A 26144-nucleotide genomic window follows, 5' to 3' on the forward strand; every position below is an offset into this window, starting at 1 on the left:
GTTCGGGTCAGGCGGCGTCGCTGTACTGGCTCGGCCAGCGGCGCGGTTTCACGTCGGCGAGCGCCTTCGCGATCTCGGCGATGTGCTCGGGCGTCGTGCCGCAGCAGCCGCCCGCGAGATTCACGAGCCCGGCCTGCGCGAATTCCTTCAAGAGGCCCGACGTGACGTCCGGCGTCTCGTCGAAGCCGGTGTCGCTCATCGGGTTCGGCAGGCCGGCGTTCGGGTAGCACGACACGTAGGTGTCGCACAGCTTCGCGAGCTCGGCGATGTACGGGCGCATCAGCGCCGCGCCGAGCGCGCAGTTCAGGCCGAACGTGAGCGGCTTCGCGTGGCGCAGCGAATTCCAGAACGCCTCGACCGTCTGGCCCGACAGGATGCGGCCCGACGCGTCGGTCACGGTGCCCGAGATCATGATCGGCAGGCGCTCGCCGGTGTTCTCGAACAGCTCGTCGAGCGCGAAGAGCGCGGCCTTTGCGTTCAGCGTGTCGAAGATCGTCTCGACGAGGAACAGGTCGACGCCGCCGTCGAGCAGCGCCTTCGCCTGCTGGTAATACGCGTCGCGCAGCTCGTCGAACGTGACGTTGCGCGCGCCCGGGTCGTTGACGTCCGGCGAGATGCTCGCCGTCTTCGGCGTCGGCCCGATCGCGCCGGCGACGAAGCGCGGCTTGCCGGGCGTCGCATGGCGCTCGGCCGATGCGCGCGCGAGCCGCGCCGATTCGACGTTCATCTCGACGACGAGGTCTTCCATCCCATAGTCGGCCTGCGCGACCGTCGTCGCGCCGAACGTGTTGGTTTCGACGATGTCCGCGCCGGCCGCGAAGTACTGGTCATGGATCTCGCTGATGATCTGCGGCTGCGTGAGCGACAGCAGCTCGTTGTTGCCCTTGATGTCGCGCGGGAAATCCTTGAAACGCTCGCCGCGATATGCGGCCTCGTCGAGCTTGTAGCGCTGGATCATCGTGCCCATCGCGCCGTCGAGGATCAGGATGCGCGATTTCAGCAGCGCGGGCAGGTCGGCGCCGCGCGTGTAGCGCGCGTCGAGCGGGGCGGAAGCGGCGAGAGGAGTCGCGGACATGGCGGAAGGGCGGCGAAGACGGAAAAACCGTCATTGTAGCCGGTGCGCCGGGGCGCCGCCCGGCCCGCACCAAACGAAAACCCCCGCCCGGCGAACCGGACGGGGGCTTGGATCGGAGTGCTCGCGGCGCCGCCCGAACGCGGCGAACGGCCCGGCAATGCGCCGGGCCGCGGATCGTCAGTGCAGGACGACGGGCATCATCATCAGGCTGTCGAACTGTCCGAGGAATTCGTCCACTTCGTCGAGCGACGGCTCATCCTCGATCAGTTGCTTCACGTGTGCGCGGAATCGCTCGGCGAGCTCGCCGTCGATGAAGATCTCGCGCTGCGCGTTCTTGTCGACGATTTCGTATCCGCCGGCATTCATCAGATGGTGGCCGGCCTGCGGCGCGAATTCGACGACGCAGTAGTTGGGGCTGTTGTAGATCATTTGCATGGCGGCACTCCTCTTCGCAGTGGCATCTGGCCTTGTTGTCCCGTAGGTGGGGCAGACCTTGCCGGTTTCAAGGGGCTTGCGCTGCACACCCCGTTCTCCCTTTTGCGTGGGGTGTATCGGTTAGAAGCCGATATCTCTCAAACGTTTCTTATTGTGATCCCGTGCACTGAAATAGTTGTTAAAGAGTGTCATCGGCCATTTCGGCCAGACCTTTAATCGGTCGAAATTGCCGATCGAGCGATCGTCACGGCGCGGTGCGCGACGATGCCGGCGGTGCAGCCGCCGGCGCGGGCGCCTGTCCGGCGGGCGGCGGCGCGGATTGTGCAGGCTCCGCGGCCGGTGCGGAGGCGGCCGGTATGCCGGCAGGCGCGTTCGTTGCGTCCTCGCTCGTCGCGCGTTGTGTCGCGCCAACGGCAGGCGCGCCCGGCGGCGCGAGCGGGCCGTGCCACAGCAGCTCGATCTGCGCGCCGTTCGGCTCCGATTGTACGAGCCGCGCGGGCAGCCAGCCGAGCGACGGCGCGAGCCACATGTCGATGCGGCGCGTGTCGCCGTCGCGGCGCGGCAGCCGCATGAAGTGGCGGGCGCGGACGCTGCCGGCCTGCGTCTGCACGTCTTCGTCGCCGATCACCGTGATCGGCCAGGTCTCGCCGCTGTTGTTGTCGATCACGAAGAACTGCTGCGTGACGCCCGGCTTGTACGCGGACGGATTGCCGCGCACGAGCCCCGACAATTGCATCAGCATGCTGAAGCGGTCCTGCACGCCGTCGGGCAGCGGCGCGTTGTTCGGCGTGCGCGTGAACACGACCTGGTGGCTCTCGCGGTTGAAGATCGCGATGTCCTCGGGGCGCTTGCCGCGCTTTTCGACATAGCGGTCGGGCGCGATGCCGAATGCGTCGATGCGGCCTTCGCTGCGATAGCTGAACGGGCCGACGAACGGCACGGGCATGGACACCGACAGGTCGTAGGTGCGGCCGTCGGTGCGCCAGTGGATCGTGCCGATCATGTTCTGCATCCCGTTGTAGAACGTGTCGTACTGAAGGTCGCCGGGCGGCGGCGCCGCGAACTTCACGCCGCTCGTCGCGGGGCCCGGCGTCGCGGCACCGCCGGCATCGCCCGCCGATGCCGCGTGCGTGCCGGATGCGCCTGCCGCGCCGCTCGCGGCGGAGGCTGCGGAGGCAGCGGAGGCAGCGGACGCGGCCTGCGGCGGTTCGCCGCGTTCATCCGTCTGCGTCGACGTGAGAACCGGCTCGGGCGACGGCGCGGGCTTTGCCGCGGGCTTCGGTGCGGCCGCGGCCGGCTTGGCCGGTTGTTTGGCGGGTGGTTCGGCCGGCTTCGGCGCGGGCGCGCGCTCGATCGGCTGCGGCTTGAGCAGTTCGATCTGCACCGGTATCTCGGCGGGCGCGGGCGGCGTGAACGCGTCGCGGCTGTGCGTCAGCCACAACGCCGCGAGCGCGTGCAGCACCAGCACGACGACGAGCGCGACGCCCACGCGCAGCCAGTGGCGGGGCAGGGCGTGGCGAGGACGGGTGTCGGCAGGCGGCATCGGCGAAACGGAGCAGGGTTGAGGCGGTCGTGGCGCATGGCGCGCGTCACAGCGTTCGGACCGCCGGATGCGCCGCGCGTTCGCGATACATCGCGCCGGTGTCGCACGCGTTGCGTATCAGGCGTCGCGTGCGACCGGACTATAGCCGAGTTCGTAAGACAGTTTCTGCGCGCACGCGCGCAGCGCGGTGTCGATCTCGCCGCCCCACGCGATGTCGAACGTGCCTTCCTGGCCGAGCGCGACGATCGCGAGCGCGAGTTCGCCGACCGCATCGAACACCGGCATGCAGAACGCATGGATCGTCGGCAGCAGCATCCCTTCGACGCGCGCGGCCTGATGCGCGCGCACGTCGGCGAGCACCGCCTCGACCTCGTCGAGCGTGCGCGGCCCGCCATGATGCGGCGAGCGGCGCGTATCGGCGAGCTCGCGTTCGAGCATCGCCGCGGTCTTGCTGCGCGGCAGATACGCGGCGAACAGCAGGCCCGTCGCGGAGCCGAGCAGCGGCATCACGTCGCCGAGCTTCAGCGACGCCTTCGCCGGATGGCTCGACTCCATCCAGTGCACGATCGTCGGCCCTTGATTGCCCCACACCGCGATGCCGACCGTCTGGTCGACGCGGTCGCGCAGTTCGGTCAGCGCGATCCGCGCGAGCTTCACGCCGTCCACGCGTGCGAGCCGCGCGAGACCCATCTGCAGCGCGAAGCCGCCGAGTTCGTAGCGGCCCGACACGGGATCCTGCGACACGACGCCGAGCCGCGAGAAGCTGACCAGGTAGCGGTGCGCCTTCGCGGGGCTCATGCCCGCGCGCTGCGCGAGATCGCGCAGCATCATCGCGCGCGGCTCGCTCGTCAGCACGTCGAGCAGGCGGAAGCCGACCTCGATCGACTGGATGCCGGAGCGAACCTTCTCGCCGCCTTCGCCGTGCTCGCCGGAGCCGGTGTCGTCGGTGTCGGAATCGGCGAGATCGTCGTCGGGAAGCGGGCTGGCGGGCATGGGCAACGGGGCGCGACAAGGCGGCAAGGGTCGGGACGAAAGCGGCGTGCACGATCGTGGCGCGCCGCACGGATTCACCATCGTAAAATAGATTCCCTCCATCGTCACTACAACGGCAGATACCCCATGAAACTTGCATCGCTGAAGGACGGCACGCGCGACGGCCAGCTGATCGTCGTGTCGCGCGACCTGCACACCGCGGCGATCGCCGATGCGATCGCACCGACGCTGCAGCGCGTCCTCGACGACTGGGCGTTCTACGCGCCGCAACTGCGCGACCTGTACGACGCGCTGAACCACGGCCGCGCACGCAACGCGTTCGCGTTCGACCCGGCGAACTGCATGGCGCCGCTGCCGCGCGCGTTCCAGTGGGCCGACGGCTCCGCGTACGTGAATCACGTCGAGCTCGTGCGCCGCGCGCGCGGTGCCGAGATGCCGCCCGAGTTCTGGACCGATCCGTTGATGTACCAGGGCGGCAGCGACGATTTCCTCGGCGCGCGCGACGACATCGTGTGCCCGTCCGAGGAGTGGGGCATCGATTTCGAGGCCGAAGTCGCGGTGATCACCGGCGACGTGCCGATGAGCGCATCGCCCGACGACGCGCTGAAGGCCGTGCGGCTCGTCACGCTCGTGAACGACGTGTCGCTGCGCAACCTGATTCCGGCGGAGCTCGCGAAGGGCTTCGGTTTCTTCCAGAGCAAGCCCGCCACCGCGTTCGCGCCGGTCGCGGTGACGCTCGACGAACTCGGCGACGAATGGCGCGAAGGCCGCGTGCACCGGCCGATGATCGTCCACTGGAACGGCAAGAAGGTTGGCCAGCCCGATGCGGGCACCGACATGGTCTTCCACTTCGGCCAGTTGATCGCGCACGCGGCGAAGACGCGCAACCTGCGTGCCGGCTCGATCATCGGCTCGGGCACGGTGTCGAACAAGGACGCGAAGCGCGGCTACTGCTGCATCGCCGAGAAGCGTTGCCTCGAGACGATCGAGCACGGCGCGCCGCAGACCGAATTCATGCGCTACGGCGACACCGTGCGCATCGAGATGTTCGACGCGGCCGGCAAGTCGATCTTCGGCGCGATCGAGCAGGCCGTCGCGCCGCCCGACGGCGCGGCCTGAACGCCGGCGCGAAGCCCGGCCGCGGCCCGCGCGCCGGGTTTCGCCCGATGTTTGGCCGCGCGGGCTTGGCTACACTCGATTCAGGCGTTTCAAACGTCGAATGCATTTCAACGATCCTGGAGCTGCGCATGGCCGATCTCGCCGCATACGGCGCTTACGAAGCATTGAAGGTGACGCGCCGCGAGCATGGCGTGCTCGACATCGTGATGAGCGGCGAGGGCGCGAACCGCAGCGGGCTCGCGACCGCGAACGAACGCATGCATCGCGAGCTCGCCGACATCTGGCGCGACGTCGATCGTGATCCCGACACGCGCGTCGCGGTGATCCGCGGCGAGGGCAAGGGCTTTTCGGCGGGCGGCGATCTCGCGCTCGTCGAGGCGATGGCGAATGACTTCGACGTGCGCGCCCGCGTGTGGCGCGAGGCACGCGACCTCGTCTACAACGTGATCAACTGCAGCAAGCCGATCGTGTCCGCGATGCACGGGCCGGCCGTGGGCGCGGGGCTCGTCGCCGGCCTGCTCGCCGATATCTCGATCGCCGCGAAGGATGCGCGCATCATCGACGGTCATACGCGGCTCGGCGTCGCGGCCGGCGATCACGCAGCGATCGTGTGGCCGCTGTTGTGCGGGATGGCGAAGGCGAAGTATTACCTGCTGCTGTGCGAGCCGGTGAGCGGCGAGGAGGCCGAGCGGATCGGCCTCGTGTCGCTCGCGGTCGAGCCGGCCGATCTGCTGCCGAAGGCGTACGAGGTCGCGGAGAGGCTCGCGCACGGGTCGCAATCGGCGATCCGCTGGACCAAGTACGCGCTGAACAACTGGCTGCGCAGCGCCGGGCCGGCCTTCGATACGTCGCTCGCGCTCGAGTTCATGGGCTTCTCGGGGCCCGACGTGCAGGAAGGCATCCGCTCGCTGCGCGAGCGGCGCGCCCCCGACTTCCGCGGCGACGCACCGTTCTGACGCGCGCTATGATCGGATCAACGGCGGCCGCGCGACTCGTGCCGGCCGCATCGCCCACCCAGTCAACCAGGATGCCCGTATGACGACCGATGCCTCCGGCTCCAATCCTTTCGCCGGCTTTGCCGGTTTCAAGCCTGCCGACATGCTCGACCGGATGTGGGACATGATGCGGATGTCGCCGTTCGGCGGGATGGCGTCGTTTCCCGGCGCCGCATCGGGGCTGCCGCCGTCGCTGTCGAGCATGTCCGACATGATGGCGCCGCTCACGAGCGTCGAGGAGCTCGACAAGCGGATCACCGACCTGCGCGCAGTCGAGCAGTGGCTCAAGCTCAATCTCGGGATGCTGCAGTCCGCGATCCAGGCGCTCGAGGTACAGCGCGCGACGCTCGCGACGCTGCGCGCGTTCGGCGCGTTCGCGCAAAGCTCGATGTCGGCGGCCGAGGACGCCGCGGTCGCGGCCGCGCAAGCGGCGTCCGCGCCGCGCGCCGATGTGCCGCGCGCCGATGCGCCGCAGGCGCCGGATGCCGCTGCCGCGCCCGACGCACCGCCGGCAGGCGACGCCGCGCAGCAGGCATTCGACCCGGCCGGCTGGTGGAACCTGCTGCAGGCGCAGTTCAACCAGCTCGCGAGCCTCGCGATGGCGCAGCCGGGCGCGCAACCCGACGCGTCGGGCGCTGCGCCGTCCGGGCAGGCCGCATCGACGGCGCGGGCGGAGCCGCCCGCACCGGCCGCCGCCGCGCCGCGCAAGCCGGCCGCGAAGCGCGCGAAGCCGGCCGGCTCGGCCGCGGCGCGCGCGGCGGCCGCGTCGTCGCCCGAAACGCGTCCGCCGAAGCGCTCGACGTGACGCGCACCGGATAGCAGGTCGATCATGCGGCTCGCGCTCGTGCTGATGGGAGGCGGCGCACGTGCCGCCTACCAGGTCGGCGTGCTGAAGGCGCTGGCCGAGATCGCGCGCGAGGCCGATCCGAACCGGCACACGGTGCCGTTTACGGTCGTCTGCGGCTCGTCGGCCGGCGCGATCAATGCAACGTCGATCGCGAGCCACGCGGACGATTTTTCGCACGGCGTGCGGCGGCTGCTGGAATTCTGGGAGCCGCTGCGCGCGGACTACGTGTATCGCACCGACTGGCTCGGCATCGCGGCGGCGGGCGCACGCTGGCTCGCGACGATGACCTTCGGCTGGGCGGCGCGCCGCTCCCCGCGCGGGTTGCTCGACAACGCGCCGCTCGCCCACCTGCTGCAGCGCGAGCTGAGCTTTCACCGGATCGAGCAGATGCTCGAGAGCCGGCTGCTGCACGCGCTCTCGGTGACGGCGCTCAGCTATTCGAGCGGCCGGCACCTGACCTTCTACCAGGCTGCCGAGCCGATCCAGGCCTGGCGGCGCGCGCAGCGCACCGCGCGGCTCGTCGATCTGTCGGCGTCGCACCTGCTTGCGTCGTCGGCCATTCCGTTCGTGTTTCCCGCCGTGCCGCTCGTGCTCGACGGCCAGGTCGAATATTTCGGCGACGGCTCGATCCGGCAGGTCGCGCCGCTGTCGCCGGCGATCCACTTCGGCGCGAACCGGATCGTCGTCGTCGGCGCGGCCGACCCGCGGCCCGAGATCCCGGCCGCGAACGGCTCGGGGCGGGTGCGCGGCTACCCGACGCTCGCGCAGATCGGCCAGCAGGTGCTCGCGAGCGTGTTTCTCGACTCGATCGGCTCGGACATCGAGCGCATCGAGCACATCAACCGGATGATCGAGCACTTGCCGCACCAGGTCGAAGTGGACAGCGGCTGGCGGCACGTCGACGTGCTCGCGATCGCGCCGTCCGAGCGCATCGAGCTGATCGCCGCGAAACACCTGAAGCAGATGCCGGCGACGATGCGCGGGCTGCTCGGCGCGATCGGCGGCAGCCAGCCGGCCGGCGCGTCGTTCGCGAGCTACCTGCTGTTCGAGGAAGCCTTCACGCGCGAGCTGATCGAGCTCGGCTATCGCGACGGGCGCGCGCAGCGCGACACGCTGGCGGACTGGATCGCCGGGGCCGACGGCGGCAGCGCGCCGGCATCCGGCACGTCGCCGGCGGGCGGTCGCGCAAGCGGGGAAATACAGGTCTGACGCCCATGACGCGCGCCGAGCGCGCCAGGCGCACGAAGCTTACATATCGGTTGCATTTTCGCGACGGCCGCCCGCGACCGATCGCCGCACCGCTGCTGGCGGCGCGCGACCGGTTCAGCGTCTCGGAACCGTCATGCACGCGTGCTATCATGGCCGCCGCCGTATACACCATATCGAGCAGCCCGCCGGTCCGGCGGTCGCACGGGAACCCGTCGGGGAACCGCGTGGCGCCGGGCGGGCTCGCCACCGAGCCGGCTTGCGCCGGCCCCCCACATCAGGCACGCGCGGCCGGTTCCGTTCGAGCGGAGCGGGGCCGCCGTGCTTCAACGCGGCGCGGCCGCCCGGCTGCCGGAAGCGGAAACTGCGTCCGGGGGCGGGATACACGCGTAAAATTAGAGTCTTGGCTGCAAAAGGCGCGCTTGTGCGCCGGCGCGGCAACAGTCACGTTTAGAGAAGTCGCATTGCGCAGAACAGGGGTGGGACCATCATGAACACCATGCTTTATCCGGAACTTTACAGGTCGCTCGAAGCTGTCCGCTGGGACATGGAGAAGGACATTCCGTGGGACAAGTTCGACGCTTCGTTGCTCACCGACGAGCAGGCGAAGACGATCAAGATGAACGCGATCACCGAATGGTCGGCGCTGCCCGCGACGGAAATGTTCCTGCGCGACAACCAGCACGACAGCGACTTTTCCGCGTTCATGAGCGTGTGGTTCTTCGAGGAGCAGAAGCATTCGCTCGTGCTGATGGAATACCTGCGTCGCTTCCGGCCCGAAATGGTGCCGACCGAGGAAGAGCTGCACGCGGTGCGCTTCGAGTTCGATCCGGCGCCGCCGCTCGAGACGCTGATGCTGCACTTCTGCGGCGAGATTCGCCTGAACCACTGGTATCGCTGCGCGGCCGACTGGCACACCGAGCCGGTCATCAAGCACATCTACGAAACGATCTCGCGCGATGAAGCGCGCCATGGCGGCGCATACCTGCGCTACATGAAGAAGGCGCTGAACAATTGCGGCGACGTCGCGCGCGCGGCGTTCGCGAAGATCGGCGTGCTGATGGCGTCGGCGCGCCGCACCGAGAAGCCGCTGCACCCGACCAACCTGCACGTGAACCAGGCGCTGTTCCCGCGCGACACCGTGCAGTCGCGCCTGCCCGATCCGGAGTGGCTCGAGCGCTGGCTCGACGAGCAGATCCGCTTCGACGGCGAGTGGGAGAAGAAGGTCGTCGAGCGAATCCTGCACAACCTGTCGATCCTGTTCGAGCGCACGTTCGCGACCGCGCAGGAGCTGAACCGCTACCGCAAGGAAGTCACCGGCCGCCTGCAGTCCGAAAGCGGCCCGTCGTCGGCCGCGCAACCGGCCTGAGGCCGCACGGCATCGCAGCCGGCGTGAAGCGCCGCCGGCCGCGAGTCGCCGCAGTGTCGTTCCGCATGAAGCCCGCCCGGCCGTCCGGCGGGCTTTTTATCTGGCGCCGCCGTGTCCCGTTGCGATGTGCACCGCGCGCCGCTCACGCCATCCGAAATTCATCATGTCCGCTACCTTCGAACGCAAGCTGATCACCCGCGATGCCCTGGTTGCCCTGCGCGCTTCGCTGCCTTCGCCCGTCGTGTTCACGAACGGCGTGTTCGACATCCTGCATCGTGGCCACGTCACGTACCTCGCCGATGCGAAGGCGCTCGGCGCGTGCCTGATCGTCGGCGTGAACAGCGATGCGTCGGTGCGCATGCTCGGCAAGGGCGACGACCGTCCGATCAACCGCGAGGAAGACCGGATGGCGCTGCTCGCCGCGCTGGAAAGCGTCGACTGGGTCGTGAAATTCGAGGAAAAGACGCCGGTGTCGCTGATCGAGGCCGTCCGTCCGGACATTCTCGTGAAGGGCGGCGACTACGACATGGACGCGCTGCCGGAATCGGCCATCGTGCGCGGCTGGGGCGGGCGGGCGCTCGCGATTCCGTTCGAGCACGACCGCTCGACCACCGCGCTGCTGAAGAAGGTGCGCGCGCAGCAGTCGTGATGCGGGTGTAGCGCCGTCAGGGCGCGGATGCCGCGAGCGGCTCGGCCGTCACGGCCGGCGCGCCGATCGGGCCGCCGATCACCGGCTGATCGCTCTCTTGCGCGAGCGGCATCGCATGCAACGCATCGGGCCGCACCTGCCGCGACAGCACGCCCGGTTCGCGCGGGCCGGCCGCCGGCAGCGGCCCGAACACGCCGCGCACCGCGACGAACGCAAGCAGGTTCGCGAGAATGAGAACAGCGATCAGCCAGCGCAGCATCGTCGACACTCCTCGTCGTTGTTCGGTCGTTCAGTTGTTCAGTCGGGCCGGCTGCATCGCACGCGCGGGCGTTGCCGCGGGCGATCGTACGCATCGGCCAGGCCGCATGCCGATGCGGCCGGCTGTCCGCGTCGGCGCAAACGCCGGCGCCCGTTTCCCATCTTCACCGTGACGATGCCCGCAGCCGGGCATCCATCGATGCGGCCGGCGCGATGCCGGCCGGTTTCCGTCAATTTCGCGCCTCCGCCGCCGCCTCCGCCGCGATCAACGCAAGCCCGGACAGGATCAGCGCGTCGTGCCGCGTATGCGGCAGCGTCAGCGCGCGCGCGACGTCGTCCGCCGCGCCGCCCGCCAGCACGAGCCGCACGGGCGCCTGCCATGCATCGGCGAGCTCGCGCCATGCGCGCTCGATCAGCCCCGCCTGCGCGTACAGGCAGCCCGCCGACAGCGAGCGCGGCGTATCGACCTGGAACGGCTCGGCCTGCGCGCCCGCGAGCAGCCCGCTCGCGATGTCGGTCGTGAGCGTCGGCAGCTGCGCGGTGTGCGTGCCGAGCGCGCGCATCATCAGTGCCCAGCCGGGCGCGATCAGCCCGCCGGTGAAGCGGCCGTCCGCGCGCAGCGCTTCGAGCGTCGTCGCCGTGCCGAAGGTCGCGATCAGCAGATGCTCGCCCGGAAACGCCGCCCGTGCGCCGATCAGGCCGGCCCAGCGATCGCTGCCGAGCTGCTCGGGCGTCGTGTAGCCGTTCGTCACGCCGCATTGTGCGGGCCGCGAGCGGATCGTCGTGCGCGCGAGGCCCGGCCAACGGGCATCGAGCAACGCATCGAGCCGCGCGGCCACGTCGGCGCCCGCGACGTTCGAGATCCAGGCGCCACGCGGACGCGGCAGAGCCGACCAGTCGGGATCGGCACCGCCGTCGCGCGTATGGCCGAACGCGCCGGTGTCGACGAGCGTGCGCTGCGCGTCGGCAAGCGCCCACTTGATCCGGCTGTTGCCGGCGTCGATCAGCAGATGCGGTGCGTTCATTGCGCTTCGCGCAGCGATACGTCGCCGGCTGCGATTGCCTGGATGCCGTCCGGCGTGTCGAGCAGCAGCTGGCCGGTCGCGTCGATGCCGGTGGCGATGCCGCGCACGCGTTCGACGCCCTGTTCGAGCAGCACGACTTCGCGTCCCGCGTACGCGTGCAGCGCGTGCCAGCGCGGCAGGAACGGCGCGAGCCCGTCGGTGCCGAACTGCGCGAGTGCGGGCGTGAGCGCGTTCAGCGCCGCGGCGAGCGTGTCCGTGAGGTTCGCCGACGCGCAGGCGGCCGACAACGCGGCCGGCGGCAGCCCGCTCGCGAGCGTCGCTTCGCGCGCGCGCAGCGCATCGACCTGCGCGGCGACGGCTTGCGCGCCGCGCACGTTGATGCCGAAGCCGATCACGACGGCCGTCGCGTCGGAGGTGGTCCAGACGGTTTCGATCAGGATCCCGGCGAGCTTGCCGACGATGCGCGGCGCGCCGTCGTCGATGGTCGTCAGCAGCAGGTCGTTCGGCCACTTGAGCGCGACGCGCGCGCGGGCGTCGAGCGGCAGCGTGGCGAGCCCTTCTGCAAGCGCGACGCCGATCGCGATGCTGAGGCCGCCGAGCGCATCGACGGAGCGGGGCACGATGCAGCCGACCGAGCACAGCAACGCGTTGCCGGGCTGCGCGAACCAGGGCCGACCTTGCCGGCCGCGGCCCGCCGTCTGCTCGAACGCGACGCGCACGAGCGGTGCGGGCAGCGCGTTCGCGGTGCGCGGCAGCGCCTTCAGGCGCGTCGCGATGTCGGCATTGGTCGAGCCGGTGGCGGCGACGATGTCGAGCGGCCACGCACGCGGGCCGGCGTCCAGGTGTGCCTCGAGCCGGTTGCGCGCGATGTGCGCGTCGCCGGAATCGGGCGTGTCGGAGGAGGTGGGGGCGTTCATGGCGCCTATTGTAGCGACAGGGGGCAGTGCGTGACGGGCGGCGCGCATGCCGGGCGGCCGACGTGCGCAGGGCCGCCCGGCATGCGGTCTGGTACTTCGCCATCTGGCTCGGCGCGTTGATGTTTTTTTCAACGTCAAACGCCATCTCGCCCGCAAGCAGCGTCTCGCCATGCAGGGCAGGCCCCGGCGGGCCGACACACGAGGATCGGTGCGCCGTGCATCGATTCGCGTTGCGGACGATCGATCGATGCGCGGCGCGTCAACTCATGCCCGTCGCGGAAAGCGCCGCCCTGCCGCCGCATTCGCGCCGGCGCCGCCGACGCACCGTCACGGCGCGACGACCGGATGCTTCAACGCATGCGCGGTCTCGATCCACTGCGCGTGGAATTCGTCCGCGTCGGGCCGCAGCCCCAGTTCGCCGTTGCGATACGCCATCGCGAGCGTCTGCACGGCTTCGGGCAGCTCGTGTTCCGCCGCACGACGATACAGCGCGAGTGCGCGCGCTTCGTCGCGCGGCACGCCGCTGCCTTCGCGGTACGCGTTGGCGAGCATGAAGTCCGCGGCCGGGATGTCCGCGCGCGACGCGATTTCGAACCAGTGCGCGGCGCGCACCGGATCGGCCGCGACGCCGTAACCGCTGCGATAGATCAACCCGAGGTAATACGCGGCGGCCGGGTCGCCCTGCGCGGCCGCTTCGCCGAGCAGCGTGCGGGCGCGCGCGTAGTCCTTCGGCATGTCGCCACTGCCGAGCAGCAGCGCCTTGCCGAGCGCCAGTTGCGCACGCCGCGCGGCCGGCGTGTCGGTGCGGCCGTCCGCCTGCGCGGCGGTTTCGAGCCAGCCGCGTCCCTCGTCGCGCAGCCCCGGCTCGCGCGCATCGACGAGCGCGATCCCGAGCGCCGCCTGCGCGTCGCCCGAGCCGCGCCGCGCGAGCGTGCGCAACTGCGCGAGCGCGTGCGGCTCGACCGCCTGCGCGACCATCGCCTGCCATTCGTCGAGCTGCGCGGCGCTTGGCGCGGGGCCGGCGGCGCGCCAGCCGGTCGCCGCGACGACGGCCGCGACCGTCACGGCCGCCGCCGCGAGCAGCGCGGCGGGCGGGAGCTTGGCGCGCAGCACGCGCCGCGCGGCGCCGGCGAGGCCGGTCTCGGCCGGACGCATCGTCCGGATCGGTTGCATCGCGGGTCTCGTGGTCATTGCGTGAGGTCGATCTCGTAGATGGCGAGGTTCTTGCCCGAGCCGTCGTCGGCCGCGACCTGCGTGAGGCCGGTCAGGCCGGCTGCCGCCGCGTCACCGAGCCGGTTCGGCGCGGACGTGAACTGCACGTGCGCGACCGAGCTCGCGAGCTTCGTGAAGCGCCAGCTGCGCTGCGCGCCGTCCGCCGCGCGCGTGATCGCGCCGCGCTTCTTGATGAACGAAATCAGCACGTCGCGGTTCGCGTCGGGCGACGCGAAGATCGTCTTGCTGCCGTCGAGGCCGGGGAAGTTGCCGCCGCCGCTCGCGCGGTAGTTGTTGGTCGCGACGATGAACTGCGCGTTCGGGTCGATCGGCGCGCCCTTGTACGTCAGGTTCCTGATCCGGCTGCCGACCGGCTGCGTGACGTCGATCTCGTACGCGAGATCCGCGGACGTGAACATGTCGAAGTTGTAGCCGGGGAAGCTGCTGACGAGCGGCTGCACGGTCGCCTTGGCCGGATCGATCGTGTTGAAGCGCTTCGCGGCCGTCTCGAGCCAGCTCTTCACGTCGCTGCCGCTCACCTTCACCGCGTACACCGTGTTCGGATACAGGTACAGGTCGGCCGCGTTGTTGATCGCGAGCGCGCCGGGCGCGACGTCGGTGTAGTCGCTGCCGCCGCCGAAGCCGCTCTTGAACGGCGCGCTGACCGACAGCACCGGCAGCGACGCGTATTGCGGCAGGTTCGCCTGCACGTAGGTCTTCACGTAGTCGGCCTGCGCCTCGTTGACGATTTGGATCGCGCCGGGATCGCCGACGTCCGCGAAGTACGAGTTCATCCGGTAGTCGGTCGAGCCGATCGGCGTCTTCACGTAGTCGATCGTCGCCTGGTGCTCGGCGGCGATCGCGGCGGACACCGACGGATCGGCGGCGACGTAGCTCTTGTCGGCGTTCTGGATCGGCCGCGCCTCGACGGTCGTCTGCGACTTGTCGACGCTCCACGCGTTGCCGTCGAACTTCAGGCCGAGCTTGATCACGCCGAGATGCTTGCCCCAGTAGTTCGCCATCACGGTCGGCACGCCGTTGACGGTGCCCTTCGCCTTGTCGACGCCCGGCAGGTTGAACTGCGCGACGGTGCTGTTCGCGTCCGGAAACACCTGGTGCGAGTGGCCGATCAGCATCGCGTCGATGCCGGGCACCTTCGACAGCCACCAGCTGCCGTTTTCCATCGTCGGCGAATACGCGGAATTGTCGAGGCCGCCGTGCGAGATCGCGACGACCAGATCGGCGCCCTTCGCGCGCATCTCCGGGATGTACTTCTCGGCCGCTTCCTTCAGGCCGGTCGTGTAGACCTTGCCGTCGAGCCAGCGCTTGTCCCAGCTCATGATCGCCGGCGGCGTGAAGCCGATGATGCCGATCTTCACCGGCGCGCTGACGGTCTTGCCGTCGGGCGTGACGGCCGTCACCGTGCGGGTCAGGATCGTGTACGGCGTGAACAGCGGCGCGTTGGTCCGCGCGCTGATCACGTTCGCGAGCACCTGCGGGAAGTTCGGGCCCGCGCACTTCTTCTGTTGCGCGGGGGCCGGCAGGCCGTCGACGTCGAACGTGTTGCCGGTCACCTGCGACAGGTACGGCAGCCCGTAGTTGAACTCGTGGTTGCCGATTCCGCCGCCGTCGAACTTCGCCGCGTTCATCACCTTGTAGATCGCGAGCGTCTGGTCGCAGCCGAGCGGGTTCACGAGGGCCTGGTAATCCGACAGCGCGGTGCCCTGGATCGTGTCGCCGTTGTCGAGCAGCAGCGTGTTCGGGTACTGCGCGCGCGCCTGCGCGATCAGCGTCGACACGCGCTCGAAACCGAGCGACTTGTCGGCGGCGAGCTTGAAATAGTCGTACGACAGCACGTTGGTGTGCAGGTCGGTCGTTTCGAGCAGCGCGAGCGTGGCCGTCGTGCCGGCCGGCGCGTGGGCCTGCGTCTGCGACGAGGGGGCGGTGACGTCGTCGCCGCCGCAACCGGCGAGGGCGAAGGCGAGACTGGCGAGCGCGGCGGCGGTGCGCGCGCGGCGGCGGGTAAGCGGGGGCAGACGCATCGATTGTCCTGTTTGGTGTTCTGTTCCGAGCATTGCGAGACGCCGCGAAATGGCGGCGCGGGCGCCGACGGCCTGATGTGCGGCGCGTGAGAGTATCGAAAGGAAACGTGACGGAAGAATGAAAGGTCGCGTGTGCCGCGCGCCGTGGCGGAGGCGAACGCCGCCACGGGGCATGCCGGGCACCGTCGACGACGCGCCCGTCGCCCGGTGTCCGCGCCGGCCGCGCGCCGTCGTGCACTGTCGTGCGCCGTCGTACGCTCCGACGGAAATCCTCACGTCGCGCCGCCGGACGGTTCGCTACAATGGCCGCTGTCATCCTTTTGCAAACAACCCGCCCTTGGACTTCGACACACCTCCCGGCCTGTCGGTCGACGCCGGCGGCCAGGGCCAGACGGTGCGCCTGACCGGCCAGTGGACCGCGCTCGCGCTCGCGCGCAATCGCGGCGAGGTCGCGCGCCGCATCGCGGGCCTGGCGTCCGGGCGCGTGAACGAATGGGATCTGTCCGGCATCGAGCGGCTCGACCATGTCGGCGGCCAGGCGCTGTGGCGCGTCTGGGGCCGCAAGCTGCCGGCCGGCGTCGCGCTCAGCGCCACGCAGCGCACGATCTTCGAGCGGATCGAGCGTCTCGACAGCCAGCGCGAGGCGCCCGAGCGCATCGTGTGCTTCGATCCGGTCACGCGGCTCGGCCAGGCGATCTTCTCGTTCGGCGAACATCTGCAGGGCGGCATCGCGATGTTCGGCCTCGTGATCCTCGACGCGCTGTCGGTGCTGCGCCGTCCGCAGACGATGCCGTGGAAGGAAACCTCCGCGAACATCTACAGCGCCGGCGCGCAGGCGCTGCCGATCACCGCGCTAGTCGCATTCCTGATCGGCATCGTGCTCAGCTATCTGTCCGCGCAGCAACTGCAGATGTTCGGCGCGAACCGCTACATCGTGAACATTCTCGGGCTGTCGGTGATTCGCGAACTCGGCCCGGTGTTGTCCGCGATCCTCGTCGCGGGCCGCTCGGGCTCGGCGATCACCGCGCAGATCGGCGTGATGCGCGTGACCGAGGAACTCGACGCGATGCGCGTGATGGGCATTCCGCACGGGTTGCGGCTGATCCTGCCGCGCGTGCTCGCGCTCGGCGTCGCGATGCCGCTGCTCGTGATGTGGACCAACATCGTCGCGCTGACGGGCGGCGCGCTCGCCGCGAAGTTCGTGCTGGGGATCGACGTCAACTATTTCGTGCGCTCGCTGCCGGGCGTCGTGCCGATCGCGAACCTGTACATCGGCCTCGGCAAGGGCGTCGTGTTCGGCATGCTGATCGCGCTGGTCGCATGTCATTTCGGTTTCCGGATCAAGGCGAACTCGCAGAGCCTCGGCGAAGGCACGACGACGTCGGTCGTCACGTCGATCACGGTCGTGATCCTCGCCGACGCGGTGTTCGCGATCCTGTTCCAGAACGTGGGGCTCGGATGAACGCGTCGAAAGATTCGCCGGCCGGTGCCGCGCCGTCCGGTGCCGCGCCGGCAGACGATGCCCGTGCGCACGCCGCGGCACTCGACGCGGGCACGGTCGGCGCGCCGCCGGCGCCGGCCGCGCGCGGCGACGACCTCGTGATCGAGGTGCGCAACCTGACGAAGCGCTACGGGCGCAACATCGTTCACCAGAAGCTCGATTTCGACGTGCGGCGCGGCGAGATCGTTGCGATCGTCGGCGGCTCGGGCTCGGGCAAGACGACGCTCGTGCGGCAGATCCTCGGCCTCGAGCGGCCGACGTCGGGCACGATCAAGGTGTTCGGCGAAGACACGTCGAAGATCGACGACGCGACCGCGCGAATGATGCGCACGCGTTCCGGAATGCTGTTCCAGCAGGGCGCGCTGTTCTCGTCGATGACGGTGTTCGACAACGTCGCGCAGCCGCTGCGCGAGCTTGGCCGCGTTCCGCCCGACCTGCTGCACGACATCGTGATGCTCAAGCTCGAGATGGTCGGGCTGCCGTGCAAGCACGCATCGAAGATGCCGGCCGCGCTGTCGGGCGGGATGGTGAAGCGGGTCGGCATCGCGCGCGCGATCGCGCTCGAGCCGGAGCTGCTGTTCCTCGACGAGCCGACCGCCGGCCTCGACCCGCAGGCCTCCGACGAATTCGTCGAGCTGATCGCGACGCTGCACCGCACGCTCGGGCTGACCGTCGTGATGGTGACGCACGATCTCGACACGATGGTCGCGCTGTCGACGCGCGTCGCGGTGCTGGCCGATCGCAAGGTGCTGGTCGCCGCGCCGGTCGAGGAGGCCGCGAACGTCGACCATCCGTTCATCCACGAATATTTCCTGGGGCTGCGCGGGCGCCGCGCACTGCAGGCGCTGCCGCCGGAGCGGCGCGCGAAGCTGCCGAAGGCGGCCCTCGAACCGGCGCTGTCGAGCGTCGAACTGTAGGAAAGGCACGAAGCAAGGAACCCGCGAATGGAAAACAAATCACATGCGTTCTGGGCCGGCCTGTTCACGATCGCGCTGACGCTGGCGATCGCGGGCACCGTGTTCTGGTTCAACGTCGATCGCACCGTGCGCGTGCCGTACGACCTGCTCGCGCGCACCAACGTGACGGGTCTGTTCCCCGACGCGGCCGTGCGTTTTCGCGGGCTCGACGTCGGCAAGGTGCAGTCGATCGGCTTCGACCGCTCGCATCCGGGCCAGATCCGGATCCGGATCCTCGTCGACCACGACGCGCCGATCACGCAGTCGACCTACGGCAGCCTCGGCTTCCAGGGCGTGACGGGCATCGCATTCGTGCAGCTCGAGGACACGGGCCGCGATCTGGCGCCGCTGCCGTCGTCGCCGAAGGCGATCGCGCAGATCCCGATGCGGCCGAGCCTGTTCGACCAGATCCAGGAGCGCGGCGACGTGCTGCTGCGGCAGCTCGAACTGGCGGCGAAAAGCGCGAACGCGCTGATGTCGCCGGAGATGCGCGAGCAGCTGCGCGCGACGGCCGAAAGCCTGCAGCACGCGGCGGACGGCGCGACGACGCTGTCGAAGCAGCTCGCACCGGCGGTGGCCGCGCTGCCGGAAACGATGCACCAGGTCGATCGGGCGATGGCGTCGGCGAACACGCTGCTGCAGCCGAACGGCCCGCTCGTGTCGAACCTGAACAAGGCCGGCACGGCGGCCGAGCAGGTCGGCGTCGCGTTGAACGACCTGAACGCGCGGGTCCAGTACGACACGCTGCCGCGTTTCAACGCGCTGGCCGGCAGCGTCGGCGATGCATCGCGGCAATTGAAGGACGTCGCCGGTGAACTCGGCCGCAACCCGAGCAGTCTGTTGTTCGGTTCGCCCGGCGCGGCGCCGGGGCCCGGCGAGGCGGGCTTCGTGTGGCCGGGCGCGGCAGCCGCGGCCGGGAAATGAAGCGGATCGTCAGTTGATCGAAGTTGATCGTCCGGCCCCGCGCGAGCGCGGGTCACGACGCCATCGAAACCGGAAACATCATGCAGGAACATGCCATGCCACGAATCCTTGATCGCGCGCTGCGTCCGGCCGCGACCGCGCTCGCGATGCTGACGCTCGTGCTCGCCGCCGGCTGCGCCGGCAACAACGCGGCGCTGTCGAACATCCGCTACGACCTCGGTCCGGCCGCATCGACCGTCACGGCCGGCACGGGCCCCGCACTGAAGGTGCTCGACGTCGCCGCGCCCGATGCGCTCGACACCGACAAGTTCGTCTACCGTCTCGCGTATGCGGATGCGCAACGCATGGCCGTCTATCGCGACAGCCGCTGGACCGCGCCGCCCGCGCAACTGCTCACGCAGCGGCTGCGCGGCGCGCTGTCGTCGCGCGGCGCGGTGCTCGAAGGCTCCGACGGCGTGCGTGCGCCGACGCTGAAGGTCGATCTGAACGAATTCGAGCAGGTGTTCGACGGGCAATCGAAGAGCCATGGCGCGGTCACCGCGCGTGCGACGCTGATGCAGGACGGCAAGGTGCTCGGCCAGCGCACGTTCGTCGCGCGTGCGCCGTCGAGCACGCCCGATGCGGCCGGCGGCGCGCAGGCGCTCGCGGCCGCGAGCGACGAGCTCGTGTCGCAGATCGCCGCGTGGGTCGGCGTGCAGGCGTACGCGGGCAACCCGTGACGCAGCGCGCGCAGCCGCGATGAGCGCACCGGGCGCGTCGCGCGCGTCGTCGCTGGCGCGGCAGGCGTTCGCCGCGTATGCGGCGCTGATCGTCTATGCATCGCTGTATCCGTTCGACGGCTGGGTATCGCTCGGCATCGGGCCGTTCGACTATCTGTTCGCGCCGATGCAGCGTTATGTGACCGCGTTCGACGTGGTCACCAACGTGCTCGGCTACATGCCGTTCGGCGCCCTCGGCGTGCTCGCGCTGCATCCGCGCTGGCGCGGCGTGGCCGCGACGCTGCTCGTGGGCGGCCTCGGTGTGCTGCTGTCGGGATCGATGGAGGCGCTGCAGACCTACTTGCCCACGCGCGTCGCGTCGAATCTCGACCTCGCGGCCAATGCGCTCGGCGCGCTGCTCGGTGCGGCGCTCGCGGCACCGGCCGCCGGCGCGCTGCTCGAGCGCGGCGCGCTGCGGCGGTTGCGCTTCGCGTGGTTCGAGGCCGACGGTGCGACGCCGCTGCTGCTCGCCGCGCTGTGGCCGTTCGCGATCCTGTTTCCGTCGCCGTTCCTGTTCGGCATCGGCGACTGGCCGGCCGCGCTGTGGGAGCGCGCCGACGGCTCGATGCAGGACGCGCTGCTCGCATGGCTGCCGGATGCATGGCGCGTGAGCGAATGGCCGGAGCGCGTCGACGCCTGGCTGTCCGACTCCGCGTGGGAAGCCGCGCTCGGCGGGTTGATGCTGTTCGCCGCGCTGGCGATCGCGTCGCTCGCGATGCGCGCCGGCGCGCCGCGCGTGCGGCTCCTGATCGCGTTCGTCGCCGCGACGCTCGCGCTGAAGGCGGCCGCGACCTTCATGCAGTCGAGCACCGGCCTCGTCGTCGTGTGGGCGACGCCCGGCGCGCGGCTCGGCATCGAGCTCGGCTTCGCGGCGGCGCTGCTCGCGTTGCGCGTGCCGGCCACGTGGCGTGCGCTGCTCGCGGCGCTCGCACTGCTGGCCGGCGTGGCGCTCGTCAATCTGCTGCCGGTCAACCCGTTCTTCGACTTCACACTGTCGGGCTGGCGGCAGGGCCGCTACGTGCACTTCAACAGCATCGCGCGCTGGCTCGCGTGGATCTGGCCCTACGCGGCGCTGATCTGGCTCGGCCAGCGGGTCGAGCACGCGTGGCTGCCTGCCGTGCGGCGGCGCTGACGCGGCAGCGGGCGCAACCACGAGCGCGGGCGCGCGTGTCGATCGCGGGCAGCCGCGCGCGCCGGTCGTTATAATCGTCCGCACATCCGTTGCCGCGCGCAACGCCAATCGCCTCTCTTTCCGTCCGGCGCCGCGCCGGGCCGCTCGTCACCATCATGGATTCCTACTACCAGCACCACGTCTTCTTCTGCCTGAACCAGCGCGAACCGGGCGCCGAGCGCCCGAGCTGCGCGCAATGCGATGCGCAGACCATGCAGGAGTACGCGAAAAAGCGCGTGAAGGAACTCGGCCTCGCCGGCCCCGGCAAGGTGCGCATCAACAAGGCCGGCTGCCTCGACCGCTGCGAGGAAGGGCCCGTGATGGTCGTGTATCCGGAAGGCACGTGGTACACGTACGTCGATCGCGCCGACATCGACGAGATCGTCGAATCGCACCTGCGCGACGGCAAGGTCGTCGACCGCCTGAAGATCTGAGCGGGCGGGCCGAATGAACGTTCATACGCAGAAGTCGCTGATCGCCGGCCCGGTCGGGCAGATCGAAATCGCGGTCGACCTGCCGGATGCCGTGCGCGAAGGCGGCGCCGCGCCGCGCGGCATCGCGCTCGTCGCGCATCCGCATCCGCTGTTCGGCGGCACGATGGACAACAAGGTCGCGCAAACGCTCGCGCGCACGCTGGTCCAGCTCGGCTACGTGGTGTACCGGTCGAACTTCCGCGGCGTCGGCGCGACCGAGGGCGTGCACGACAACGGCATCGGCGAGGCCGACGACCTGCTGGCCGTGCTCGCGCACATGCGCGCGCAGCCCGCCTATGCGGACCTGCCGCTCGTGCTCGCGGGCTTCTCGTTCGGCACCTTCGTGCTGTCGCATGTCGCGAAGCGCTTGCGCGACGCGGGCGAGACGATCGAGCGGATGGTCTTCGTCGGCACGGCCGCGAGCCGCTGGCAGGTCGCCGACGTGCCCGAGAACACGCTCGTGATCCACGGCGAGACCGACGACACGGTGCCGATCGGCTCGGTCTACGACTGGGCGCGGCCGCAGGAGCTGCCGGTCGTCGTGATTCCCGGTGCCGAGCATTTCCTGCATCGCAAGCTGCATGTGCTGAAGCGCATCATCGTCGACGCGTGGCGTTGATCCGCTGAGCCCGGCATGCGGCGCGGTTGCCGCGCGGCCGCGGTGTCGCCGCTCGCGCGGCATCGCACCGCAGCGTGTTGCGACACGATCGCAATGCGCACGCCGGCGCGCCGCAACCTCGCTTGCATGGCGCCTGCGCACGCCTTTCGCGCGGCTTCGAGCACGATCGTCCGCAGCGAAGCCGCGCTATCCTCCCGAAGCCTGTGTGTTGCCGGCCGACTCATGGTTCGCGAAAACGCCGTTCGCGGCCACGTATAATGGCCGCATTTCGCGTCGCCCGCGGCCCGGCCGGGCCCATGCGGCGCTCGTTTCGCCGCCTGTCCGCCCGCTCGCGACGGCCGCGAACCGAACGCGTCCGCACGAGTCCAACCGGCGCGTTTCGCGCCGTCCGACACGGTCGGGCGAACGCCGGAACGCTCGCCGCCTTGCCGTTCAACCCTGCGCGTTTCGCGCCGCACTTTCTGCCACCAGCCTGAATCGATCATGCGTCTGTCTTCCCAAGGCCTCAAGTCCCTCGCTTCTTCCATCGCCTTCGGCACCGCCGCGCGCAACGTCGCGCTGGGCGTGATGCTGCCCGTCGCACTCGCGTCGACGATCGTCGTCGCCGAGGCGAAGCCGGCCGCCAAGGCCAAGGCCGCGCATGCCGCGCCGGCCGCCGCCGCCGAGCAGTCCACCGGCGCGCCCGCGACCTTCATGCCGGGCGCGGTGCCGCCGCCGGGCGTGAACGCGCGCTCGTGGGTGCTCGTCGATGCGACGAGCAACACCGTGCTCGCATCGGGCAACGCCGACGAACGCGTCGAGCCCGCGTCGCTGACGAAGCTGATGACGGCCTACCTGGTGTTCGAGGCGCTCGACAAGAAGAAGATCTCGATGGAGCAGATCGTCACGCCGAGCGAAGCGGTGCGCCGCGTCGGCCGCGACGAGTCGCGCATGTTCATCGAGGCGAACAAGCCGGTGTCCGTGCACGACCTCGTGTACGGGATGATCATCCAGTCGGGCAACGACGCCGCGATCGCGCTGGCCGAACTCGTCGGCGGCAGCGAAGGGCAGTTCGTCACGATGATGAACGACGAGGCCGCGCGCCTCGGCATGAAGGGCACGCACTTCGCCGACGTGAACGGCATGCCCGACCCGAACCACTACACGACGGCCGGCGACCTCGCGAAGCTGTCCGCGCACCTGATCCGCGATTTTCCGCAGTACTACGGCATCTTCTCGGAGAAGGAATTCAAGTACAACAACATCCGCCAGGGCAACCGCAACCGCCTGCTGTGGCTGGATCCGACGGTCGACGGCCTGAAGACGGGCCACACGCAAGCGGCCGGCTATTGCCTGATCGCGTCGTCCAAGCGCGCGATCCCGGGTGTCGACAGCCAGCGCCGTCTCGTGTCGGTGATGATGGGCGAGCAGAAGGAAAGCGACCGCACGCAGGACAGCATGAAGATGCTGAACTACGGCTATAGCGCGTTCGACGCGGTGCGCCTGTTCAAGGGCGGCCAGGCGATGTCGACGCCGCGCATCTACAAGGGCAAGGAAAACACCGTGCAGGTCGGCGTGAAGGGCGACCAGTGGGTGACGGTGCCGCGCGGCCTGGGCGACAAGGTCAAGCCGGAAGTCGACGTCAACGCGCCGCTGATCGCGCCGCTCGCGGAAGGCCAGCAGGTCGGCACCGTGAAGATCGTCGCCGACGGCAAGACGCTGTCGGAGTTCCCGGTCGTCGCGCTGCAGGCCGTGCCGGAAGCGGGTATCTTCGGACGTATCTGGGACTCGATCCTGCTGATGTTCAGCAAGAAGAAGTAAGCACGACGGGCCTTTGTTTTCACGACTTCATCCCCATCTGGTACAGCCATGAGCCAAGCCGAATTCGAACCGATCGTCTACCTCAGCGTGTCGTCGCAGGAGGAACTGGTGCCGCTGTCTCAAGCCCGCGTGCCGGTGCTCGACCGCGGGTTCATCTTCGGCGATGGCGTGTATGAAGTCGTCCCCGTTTATGCGCACGACGGCGCGCACGTGCCGTTCCGGATCGACCAGCATCTGGAGCGGCTCGCGCGCAGCCTGAAGAAGATCGGCATCGAGGATCCGCATGACCCGGCCGGCTGGCGCGCGCTGATCGAGCGCGTGGTCGCCGCGAACGCGCAAGGCCTCGGCGACGGCAATGCGCTCGTCTACCTGCAGGTCACGCGCGGCGTCGCCAAACGCGGCCACGCGTTCCCGGCCAACACGGTGCCGACGGTGTTCGCGATGGCGAGCCCGCTGCGCCTGCCGTCGGCCGACGAGCGCGCGCAGGGCGTGCGCTGCGTGACGGCCGAGGATCGCCGCTGGCTGCATTGCGACATCAAGTCGATTTCGTTGCTCGGCAACGTGCTGATGGCGCAGCATGCGGCCGAACGCGATGCGTTCGAGACGATCCAGCTGCGCGACGACAACGTGACCGAAGGGTCGTCGTCGAACGTGTGGATCGTGAAGAACGGCGAGCTGATGGCGCCGCCGCGCAGCAACAGGATCCTCGAGGGGATTCGCTACGCGCTGGTCGAGCAGCTGGCCGAGGAGTGCGGCATTCGGTTCGTCGCGCGCGAGATCAGCGAGGTCGAATTGCGCTCGGCGGACGAGATCATGATCACGTCGGCGACGAAGGAGATCCTGCCCGTGACGTCGCTCGACGACCTGCCCGTGCAAGGCGGCAAGCCGGGCCCGGTGTTCGCGGCGTTGTACGACGCGTACCAGCGTGCGAAGGCACGCGAGTTTGAACAGTTTGACCTAACCCGGAGAAAGTGATGAGCGAACCGACCAAAACCATCGAGGTTACCGGCGCGATCGATGCCAGGAAGGAGTCGCTGCTGGAGTTTCCGTGCGATTTCCCGATCAAGATCATGGGCAAGGCGCACCCGGAGTTCAAGGATACGATCTTCAAGGTCGTGGCCGTCCATGACAACGAGATAGACGTCGAGAAGATCGAGGAGCGTGCATCGAGCGGCGGCAACTACACCGGCCTCACGATCACCGTGCGCGCGACGAGCCAGGAACAGCTCGACAACATCTACCGCGCACTGACCGGCCATCCGATGGTCAAGGTCGTGCTCTGAGCGCCGCTTTCCATCCTCCTTCCCGCGCGCACTCGGCGGGGGTCTTCCCCGCCGCGCGCCGCGCGTCCAGTTCGTCGCACAGCAGCTTGTATTCGGCGACTTCCTGAAGCAGCCAGGTTCTGAACGCCTGCACGCGCGGCGTGTTCACGAGCGGCGGCGGACACACGAAAAAATAGTGCCACGGGCTTTGCCCGTCGATGTCGAACAGGCGCACGAGGCGCCCGTCCAGCAGGTCGTGTACCGCGAGCGAGCGGCGCACCAGCGCGATGCCCTGGCCGTCGATCGCGGCCAGCAGCAGGTTCGACGAATCCTGGTACAGAATTCCCCGTTTCGGCTCGGTCAGCGTATCGAGCCCGGCCGCGTCGAACCACGGCCGCCACAGCTCGTCGTCCGAGCGCAGCAGGTTGTAATGCACGAGATCGGCGGGCGTTTGCGGCAGCTTGCCGCCGTTCAGTGTCGGTGAGCATGCCGGAAAGAACACCTCCTCGAACAACGGCTCGACGTGCAGCCCCGGATAGTGGCCGGAGCCGAAGCGGATCGCGAGGTCGACGTCGTCGCGCGCGAAATCGGTGAGCGAGTTGGTCGACTGCAGCTCGACGTCGATTTCCGGATGCCGCTCGATGAACGTGCCGATGCGCGGCGTGATGAAGCGCGCCGCGAACGACGACAGCATCGACACCACCAGCCGCCGGCCGCGGTCGCTTGCGCGCACGTCGCGCGTCGCATCGGCGATCACCATCAGCGCGGTGCGGACCTGCTGCGCGTAGCGCATGCCGGCGTCGGTCAGGCACAGCCGCTTGCCGTTGCGCGTGAACAGCTGCACGCCGAGCTCCTCCTCGAGCGCGCGAACCTGGTGGCTGACCGCGCCGTGCGTGACGTACAGCTCGTCGGCGGCGCGGGAGAAATTCTCGTGGCGGGCGGCGGCTTCGAACGCACGGATCGCGTTCAGCGCGGGCAGCTGGCGGAGGTCCATT

The 26144-nt window shown here is 69.5% G+C and carries 26 protein-coding genes; 16 read left to right on the forward strand and 10 right to left on the reverse strand.

Annotation, left to right across the window (positions count from 1 at the left end; genetic code table 11):
* Positions 1-7 precede the first annotated feature (7 nt).
* From HW466_RS20930 to HW466_RS20945, 4 genes are all read right to left on the reverse strand, one after another.
* Entirely contained in the window at positions 8-1075 is a 1068-nt protein-coding gene (locus HW466_RS20930) for a homocysteine S-methyltransferase family protein (RefSeq protein ID WP_059451558.1), read from the reverse strand.
* Positions 1076-1252: 177 nt separating this feature from the next.
* On the reverse strand, positions 1253-1510 hold the full coding sequence (locus HW466_RS20935; protein WP_006477667.1) for a BTH_I0359 family protein: 258 nt from the start codon (positions 1508-1510) through the stop codon (positions 1253-1255).
* Between the two features lie 244 nt (positions 1511-1754).
* On the reverse strand, positions 1755-3053 hold the full coding sequence (locus tag HW466_RS20940; RefSeq protein ID WP_174905948.1) for a DUF3108 domain-containing protein: 1299 nt from the start codon (positions 3051-3053) through the stop codon (positions 1755-1757).
* Positions 3054-3170: 117 nt separating this feature from the next.
* Positions 3171-4046 (reverse strand): IclR family transcriptional regulator, encoded by an 876-nt coding sequence (locus HW466_RS20945; RefSeq protein ID WP_060346122.1) that lies wholly within the window; start codon positions 4044-4046, stop codon positions 3171-3173.
* A 126-nt stretch (positions 4047-4172) separates the two neighbouring features.
* On the opposite strand from HW466_RS20945, the gene HW466_RS20950 reads away from it, so the two are divergent.
* The 6 genes from HW466_RS20950 to rfaE2 all read left to right on the forward strand — a co-directional run bounded on the left by HW466_RS20950 (position 4173) and on the right by rfaE2 (position 10231).
* Positions 4173-5165: a fumarylacetoacetate hydrolase family protein gene (locus HW466_RS20950; protein WP_059544900.1), complete on the forward strand. Its 993-nt coding sequence runs from the start codon at positions 4173-4175 to the stop codon at positions 5163-5165.
* Between the two features lie 128 nt (positions 5166-5293).
* Positions 5294-6121: an enoyl-CoA hydratase/isomerase family protein gene (locus HW466_RS20955; protein WP_059544902.1), complete on the forward strand. Its 828-nt coding sequence runs from the start codon at positions 5294-5296 to the stop codon at positions 6119-6121.
* Between the two features lie 79 nt (positions 6122-6200).
* Positions 6201-6965, forward strand: a complete 765-nt coding sequence (locus HW466_RS20960) for a PhaM family polyhydroxyalkanoate granule multifunctional regulatory protein (protein WP_059507830.1) — start codon at positions 6201-6203, stop codon at positions 6963-6965.
* A 24-nt stretch (positions 6966-6989) separates the two neighbouring features.
* Positions 6990-8216, forward strand: a complete 1227-nt coding sequence (locus HW466_RS20965; protein ID WP_151007058.1) for a patatin-like phospholipase family protein — start codon at positions 6990-6992, stop codon at positions 8214-8216.
* A 487-nt stretch (positions 8217-8703) separates the two neighbouring features.
* On the forward strand, positions 8704-9582 hold the full coding sequence (locus HW466_RS20970) for a ferritin family protein (protein ID WP_059451551.1): 879 nt from the start codon (positions 8704-8706) through the stop codon (positions 9580-9582).
* A gap of 163 nt (positions 9583-9745) precedes the next feature.
* Positions 9746-10231, forward strand: coding sequence for a D-glycero-beta-D-manno-heptose 1-phosphate adenylyltransferase (gene rfaE2, locus HW466_RS20975; RefSeq protein ID WP_059451616.1), 486 nt, complete (start codon positions 9746-9748; stop codon positions 10229-10231).
* A 16-nt stretch (positions 10232-10247) separates the two neighbouring features.
* Here the strand turns inward: rfaE2 and HW466_RS20980 are convergent, their stop codons facing one another.
* From HW466_RS20980 to HW466_RS21000, 5 genes are all read right to left on the reverse strand, one after another.
* Positions 10248-10490, reverse strand: a complete 243-nt coding sequence (locus HW466_RS20980; protein ID WP_059451615.1) for a hypothetical protein — start codon at positions 10488-10490, stop codon at positions 10248-10250.
* Positions 10491-10719: 229 nt separating this feature from the next.
* Positions 10720-11514 carry a type III pantothenate kinase gene (locus HW466_RS20985; protein ID WP_059451550.1) on the reverse strand — a complete coding sequence of 265 codons (795 nt, stop codon included), beginning with the start codon at positions 11512-11514 and terminating at the stop codon, positions 10720-10722.
* Positions 11511-12431, reverse strand: coding sequence for a biotin--[acetyl-CoA-carboxylase] ligase (locus tag HW466_RS20990; RefSeq protein WP_174906108.1), 921 nt, complete (start codon positions 12429-12431; stop codon positions 11511-11513). The genes HW466_RS20985 and HW466_RS20990 overlap by 4 nt, the downstream gene beginning before the upstream one ends.
* Positions 12432-12758: 327 nt before the next feature.
* The gene (locus tag HW466_RS20995; RefSeq protein WP_059952286.1) at positions 12759-13604 is read right to left on the reverse strand and encodes a tetratricopeptide repeat protein; all 846 of its coding nucleotides are present in this window, start codon (positions 13602-13604) and stop codon (positions 12759-12761) included.
* Between the two features lie 14 nt (positions 13605-13618).
* A complete protein-coding gene (locus HW466_RS21000; RefSeq protein ID WP_151006442.1) occupies positions 13619-15685 on the reverse strand; it encodes a bifunctional 2',3'-cyclic-nucleotide 2'-phosphodiesterase/3'-nucleotidase in 2067 nt (688 codons plus the stop codon).
* A gap of 337 nt (positions 15686-16022) precedes the next feature.
* Here HW466_RS21000 and HW466_RS21005 point away from each other — a divergent pair, with 337 nt between their 5' ends.
* The 10 genes from HW466_RS21005 (at position 16023) to HW466_RS21050 (ending at position 25170) form a co-directional block, all read left to right on the forward strand.
* Positions 16023-17147 carry an MlaE family ABC transporter permease gene (locus tag HW466_RS21005; protein ID WP_151006441.1) on the forward strand — a complete coding sequence of 375 codons (1125 nt, stop codon included), beginning with the start codon at positions 16023-16025 and terminating at the stop codon, positions 17145-17147.
* Positions 17144-18103 carry an ABC transporter ATP-binding protein gene (locus tag HW466_RS21010; protein WP_059849156.1) on the forward strand — a complete coding sequence of 320 codons (960 nt, stop codon included), beginning with the start codon at positions 17144-17146 and terminating at the stop codon, positions 18101-18103. Before HW466_RS21005 ends, HW466_RS21010 begins: the two co-directional genes overlap by 4 nt.
* A gap of 27 nt (positions 18104-18130) precedes the next feature.
* Positions 18131-19066: an MlaD family protein gene (locus tag HW466_RS21015; protein WP_059451545.1), complete on the forward strand. Its 936-nt coding sequence runs from the start codon at positions 18131-18133 to the stop codon at positions 19064-19066.
* A gap of 95 nt (positions 19067-19161) precedes the next feature.
* Complete coding sequence (locus tag HW466_RS21020) at positions 19162-19785, forward strand: ABC-type transport auxiliary lipoprotein family protein (RefSeq protein ID WP_059451613.1); 624 nt, start codon at positions 19162-19164, stop codon at positions 19783-19785.
* Positions 19786-19804: 19 nt separating this feature from the next.
* On the forward strand, positions 19805-20956 hold the full coding sequence (locus HW466_RS21025; RefSeq protein WP_174906026.1) for a VanZ family protein: 1152 nt from the start codon (positions 19805-19807) through the stop codon (positions 20954-20956).
* Positions 20957-21111: 155 nt separating this feature from the next.
* A complete protein-coding gene (locus HW466_RS21030) occupies positions 21112-21429 on the forward strand; it encodes a (2Fe-2S) ferredoxin domain-containing protein (protein ID WP_045567109.1) in 318 nt (105 codons plus the stop codon).
* 13 nt (positions 21430-21442) lie between these two features.
* A complete protein-coding gene (locus HW466_RS21035) occupies positions 21443-22087 on the forward strand; it encodes an alpha/beta hydrolase (protein ID WP_059451543.1) in 645 nt (214 codons plus the stop codon).
* 483 nt (positions 22088-22570) lie between these two features.
* The gene (locus tag HW466_RS21040) at positions 22571-23887 is read left to right on the forward strand and encodes a D-alanyl-D-alanine carboxypeptidase family protein (protein ID WP_059768627.1); all 1317 of its coding nucleotides are present in this window, start codon (positions 22571-22573) and stop codon (positions 23885-23887) included.
* Between the two features lie 48 nt (positions 23888-23935).
* Positions 23936-24862, forward strand: coding sequence for a D-amino acid aminotransferase (locus HW466_RS21045; protein ID WP_151005057.1), 927 nt, complete (start codon positions 23936-23938; stop codon positions 24860-24862).
* Positions 24862-25170, forward strand: a complete 309-nt coding sequence (locus tag HW466_RS21050) for an HP0495 family protein (protein WP_059451540.1) — start codon at positions 24862-24864, stop codon at positions 25168-25170. The genes HW466_RS21045 and HW466_RS21050 overlap by 1 nt, the downstream gene beginning before the upstream one ends.
* On the opposite strand, the gene HW466_RS21055 is transcribed toward HW466_RS21050, so the two are convergent.
* Positions 25154-26143 carry a transcriptional regulator GcvA gene (locus HW466_RS21055; protein ID WP_059544924.1) on the reverse strand — a complete coding sequence of 330 codons (990 nt, stop codon included), beginning with the start codon at positions 26141-26143 and terminating at the stop codon, positions 25154-25156. The two genes, HW466_RS21050 and HW466_RS21055, sit on opposite strands and share 17 nt — an antisense overlap.
* Between the last annotated feature and the right edge of the window lies 1 nt (position 26144).

This window comes from Burkholderia territorii (assembly GCF_902833055.1).
Lineage (GTDB): Bacteria > Pseudomonadota > Gammaproteobacteria > Burkholderiales > Burkholderiaceae > Burkholderia > Burkholderia territorii.

Bases quoted from the DNA above. Each gene is read 5' to 3' on its own strand.
- HW466_RS20930 (WP_059451558.1), bottom strand. From the start codon at position 1,075: ATGTCCGCGACTCCTCTCGCCGCTTCCGCCCCGCTCGACGCGCGCTAC.
- HW466_RS20935 (WP_006477667.1), bottom strand. From the start codon at position 1,510: ATGCAAATGATCTACAACAGCCCCAACTACTGCGTCGTCGAATTCGCG.
- HW466_RS20940 (WP_174905948.1), bottom strand. From the start codon at position 3,053: ATGCCGCCTGCCGACACCCGTCCTCGCCACGCCCTGCCCCGCCACTGG.
- HW466_RS20945 (WP_060346122.1), bottom strand. From the start codon at position 4,046: ATGCCCGCCAGCCCGCTTCCCGACGACGATCTCGCCGATTCCGACACC.
- HW466_RS20950 (WP_059544900.1), top strand. From the start codon at position 4,173: ATGAAACTTGCATCGCTGAAGGACGGCACGCGCGACGGCCAGCTGATC.
- HW466_RS20955 (WP_059544902.1), top strand. From the start codon at position 5,294: ATGGCCGATCTCGCCGCATACGGCGCTTACGAAGCATTGAAGGTGACG.
- HW466_RS20960 (WP_059507830.1), top strand. From the start codon at position 6,201: ATGACGACCGATGCCTCCGGCTCCAATCCTTTCGCCGGCTTTGCCGGT.
- HW466_RS20965 (WP_151007058.1), top strand. From the start codon at position 6,990: ATGCGGCTCGCGCTCGTGCTGATGGGAGGCGGCGCACGTGCCGCCTAC.
- HW466_RS20970 (WP_059451551.1), top strand. From the start codon at position 8,704: ATGAACACCATGCTTTATCCGGAACTTTACAGGTCGCTCGAAGCTGTC.
- rfaE2 (WP_059451616.1), top strand. From the start codon at position 9,746: ATGTCCGCTACCTTCGAACGCAAGCTGATCACCCGCGATGCCCTGGTT.
- HW466_RS20980 (WP_059451615.1), bottom strand. From the start codon at position 10,490: ATGCTGCGCTGGCTGATCGCTGTTCTCATTCTCGCGAACCTGCTTGCG.
- HW466_RS20985 (WP_059451550.1), bottom strand. From the start codon at position 11,514: ATGAACGCACCGCATCTGCTGATCGACGCCGGCAACAGCCGGATCAAG.
- HW466_RS20990 (WP_174906108.1), bottom strand. From the start codon at position 12,431: ATGAACGCCCCCACCTCCTCCGACACGCCCGATTCCGGCGACGCGCAC.
- HW466_RS20995 (WP_059952286.1), bottom strand. From the start codon at position 13,604: ATGCAACCGATCCGGACGATGCGTCCGGCCGAGACCGGCCTCGCCGGC.
- HW466_RS21000 (WP_151006442.1), bottom strand. From the start codon at position 15,685: ATGCGTCTGCCCCCGCTTACCCGCCGCCGCGCGCGCACCGCCGCCGCG.
- HW466_RS21010 (WP_059849156.1), top strand. From the start codon at position 17,144: ATGAACGCGTCGAAAGATTCGCCGGCCGGTGCCGCGCCGTCCGGTGCC.
- HW466_RS21015 (WP_059451545.1), top strand. From the start codon at position 18,131: ATGGAAAACAAATCACATGCGTTCTGGGCCGGCCTGTTCACGATCGCG.
- HW466_RS21020 (WP_059451613.1), top strand. From the start codon at position 19,162: ATGCCACGAATCCTTGATCGCGCGCTGCGTCCGGCCGCGACCGCGCTC.
- HW466_RS21025 (WP_174906026.1), top strand. From the start codon at position 19,805: ATGAGCGCACCGGGCGCGTCGCGCGCGTCGTCGCTGGCGCGGCAGGCG.
- HW466_RS21030 (WP_045567109.1), top strand. From the start codon at position 21,112: ATGGATTCCTACTACCAGCACCACGTCTTCTTCTGCCTGAACCAGCGC.
- HW466_RS21035 (WP_059451543.1), top strand. From the start codon at position 21,443: ATGAACGTTCATACGCAGAAGTCGCTGATCGCCGGCCCGGTCGGGCAG.
- HW466_RS21040 (WP_059768627.1), top strand. From the start codon at position 22,571: ATGCGTCTGTCTTCCCAAGGCCTCAAGTCCCTCGCTTCTTCCATCGCC.
- HW466_RS21045 (WP_151005057.1), top strand. From the start codon at position 23,936: ATGAGCCAAGCCGAATTCGAACCGATCGTCTACCTCAGCGTGTCGTCG.
- HW466_RS21050 (WP_059451540.1), top strand. From the start codon at position 24,862: ATGAGCGAACCGACCAAAACCATCGAGGTTACCGGCGCGATCGATGCC.
- HW466_RS21055 (WP_059544924.1), bottom strand. From the start codon at position 26,143: ATGGACCTCCGCCAGCTGCCCGCGCTGAACGCGATCCGTGCGTTCGAA.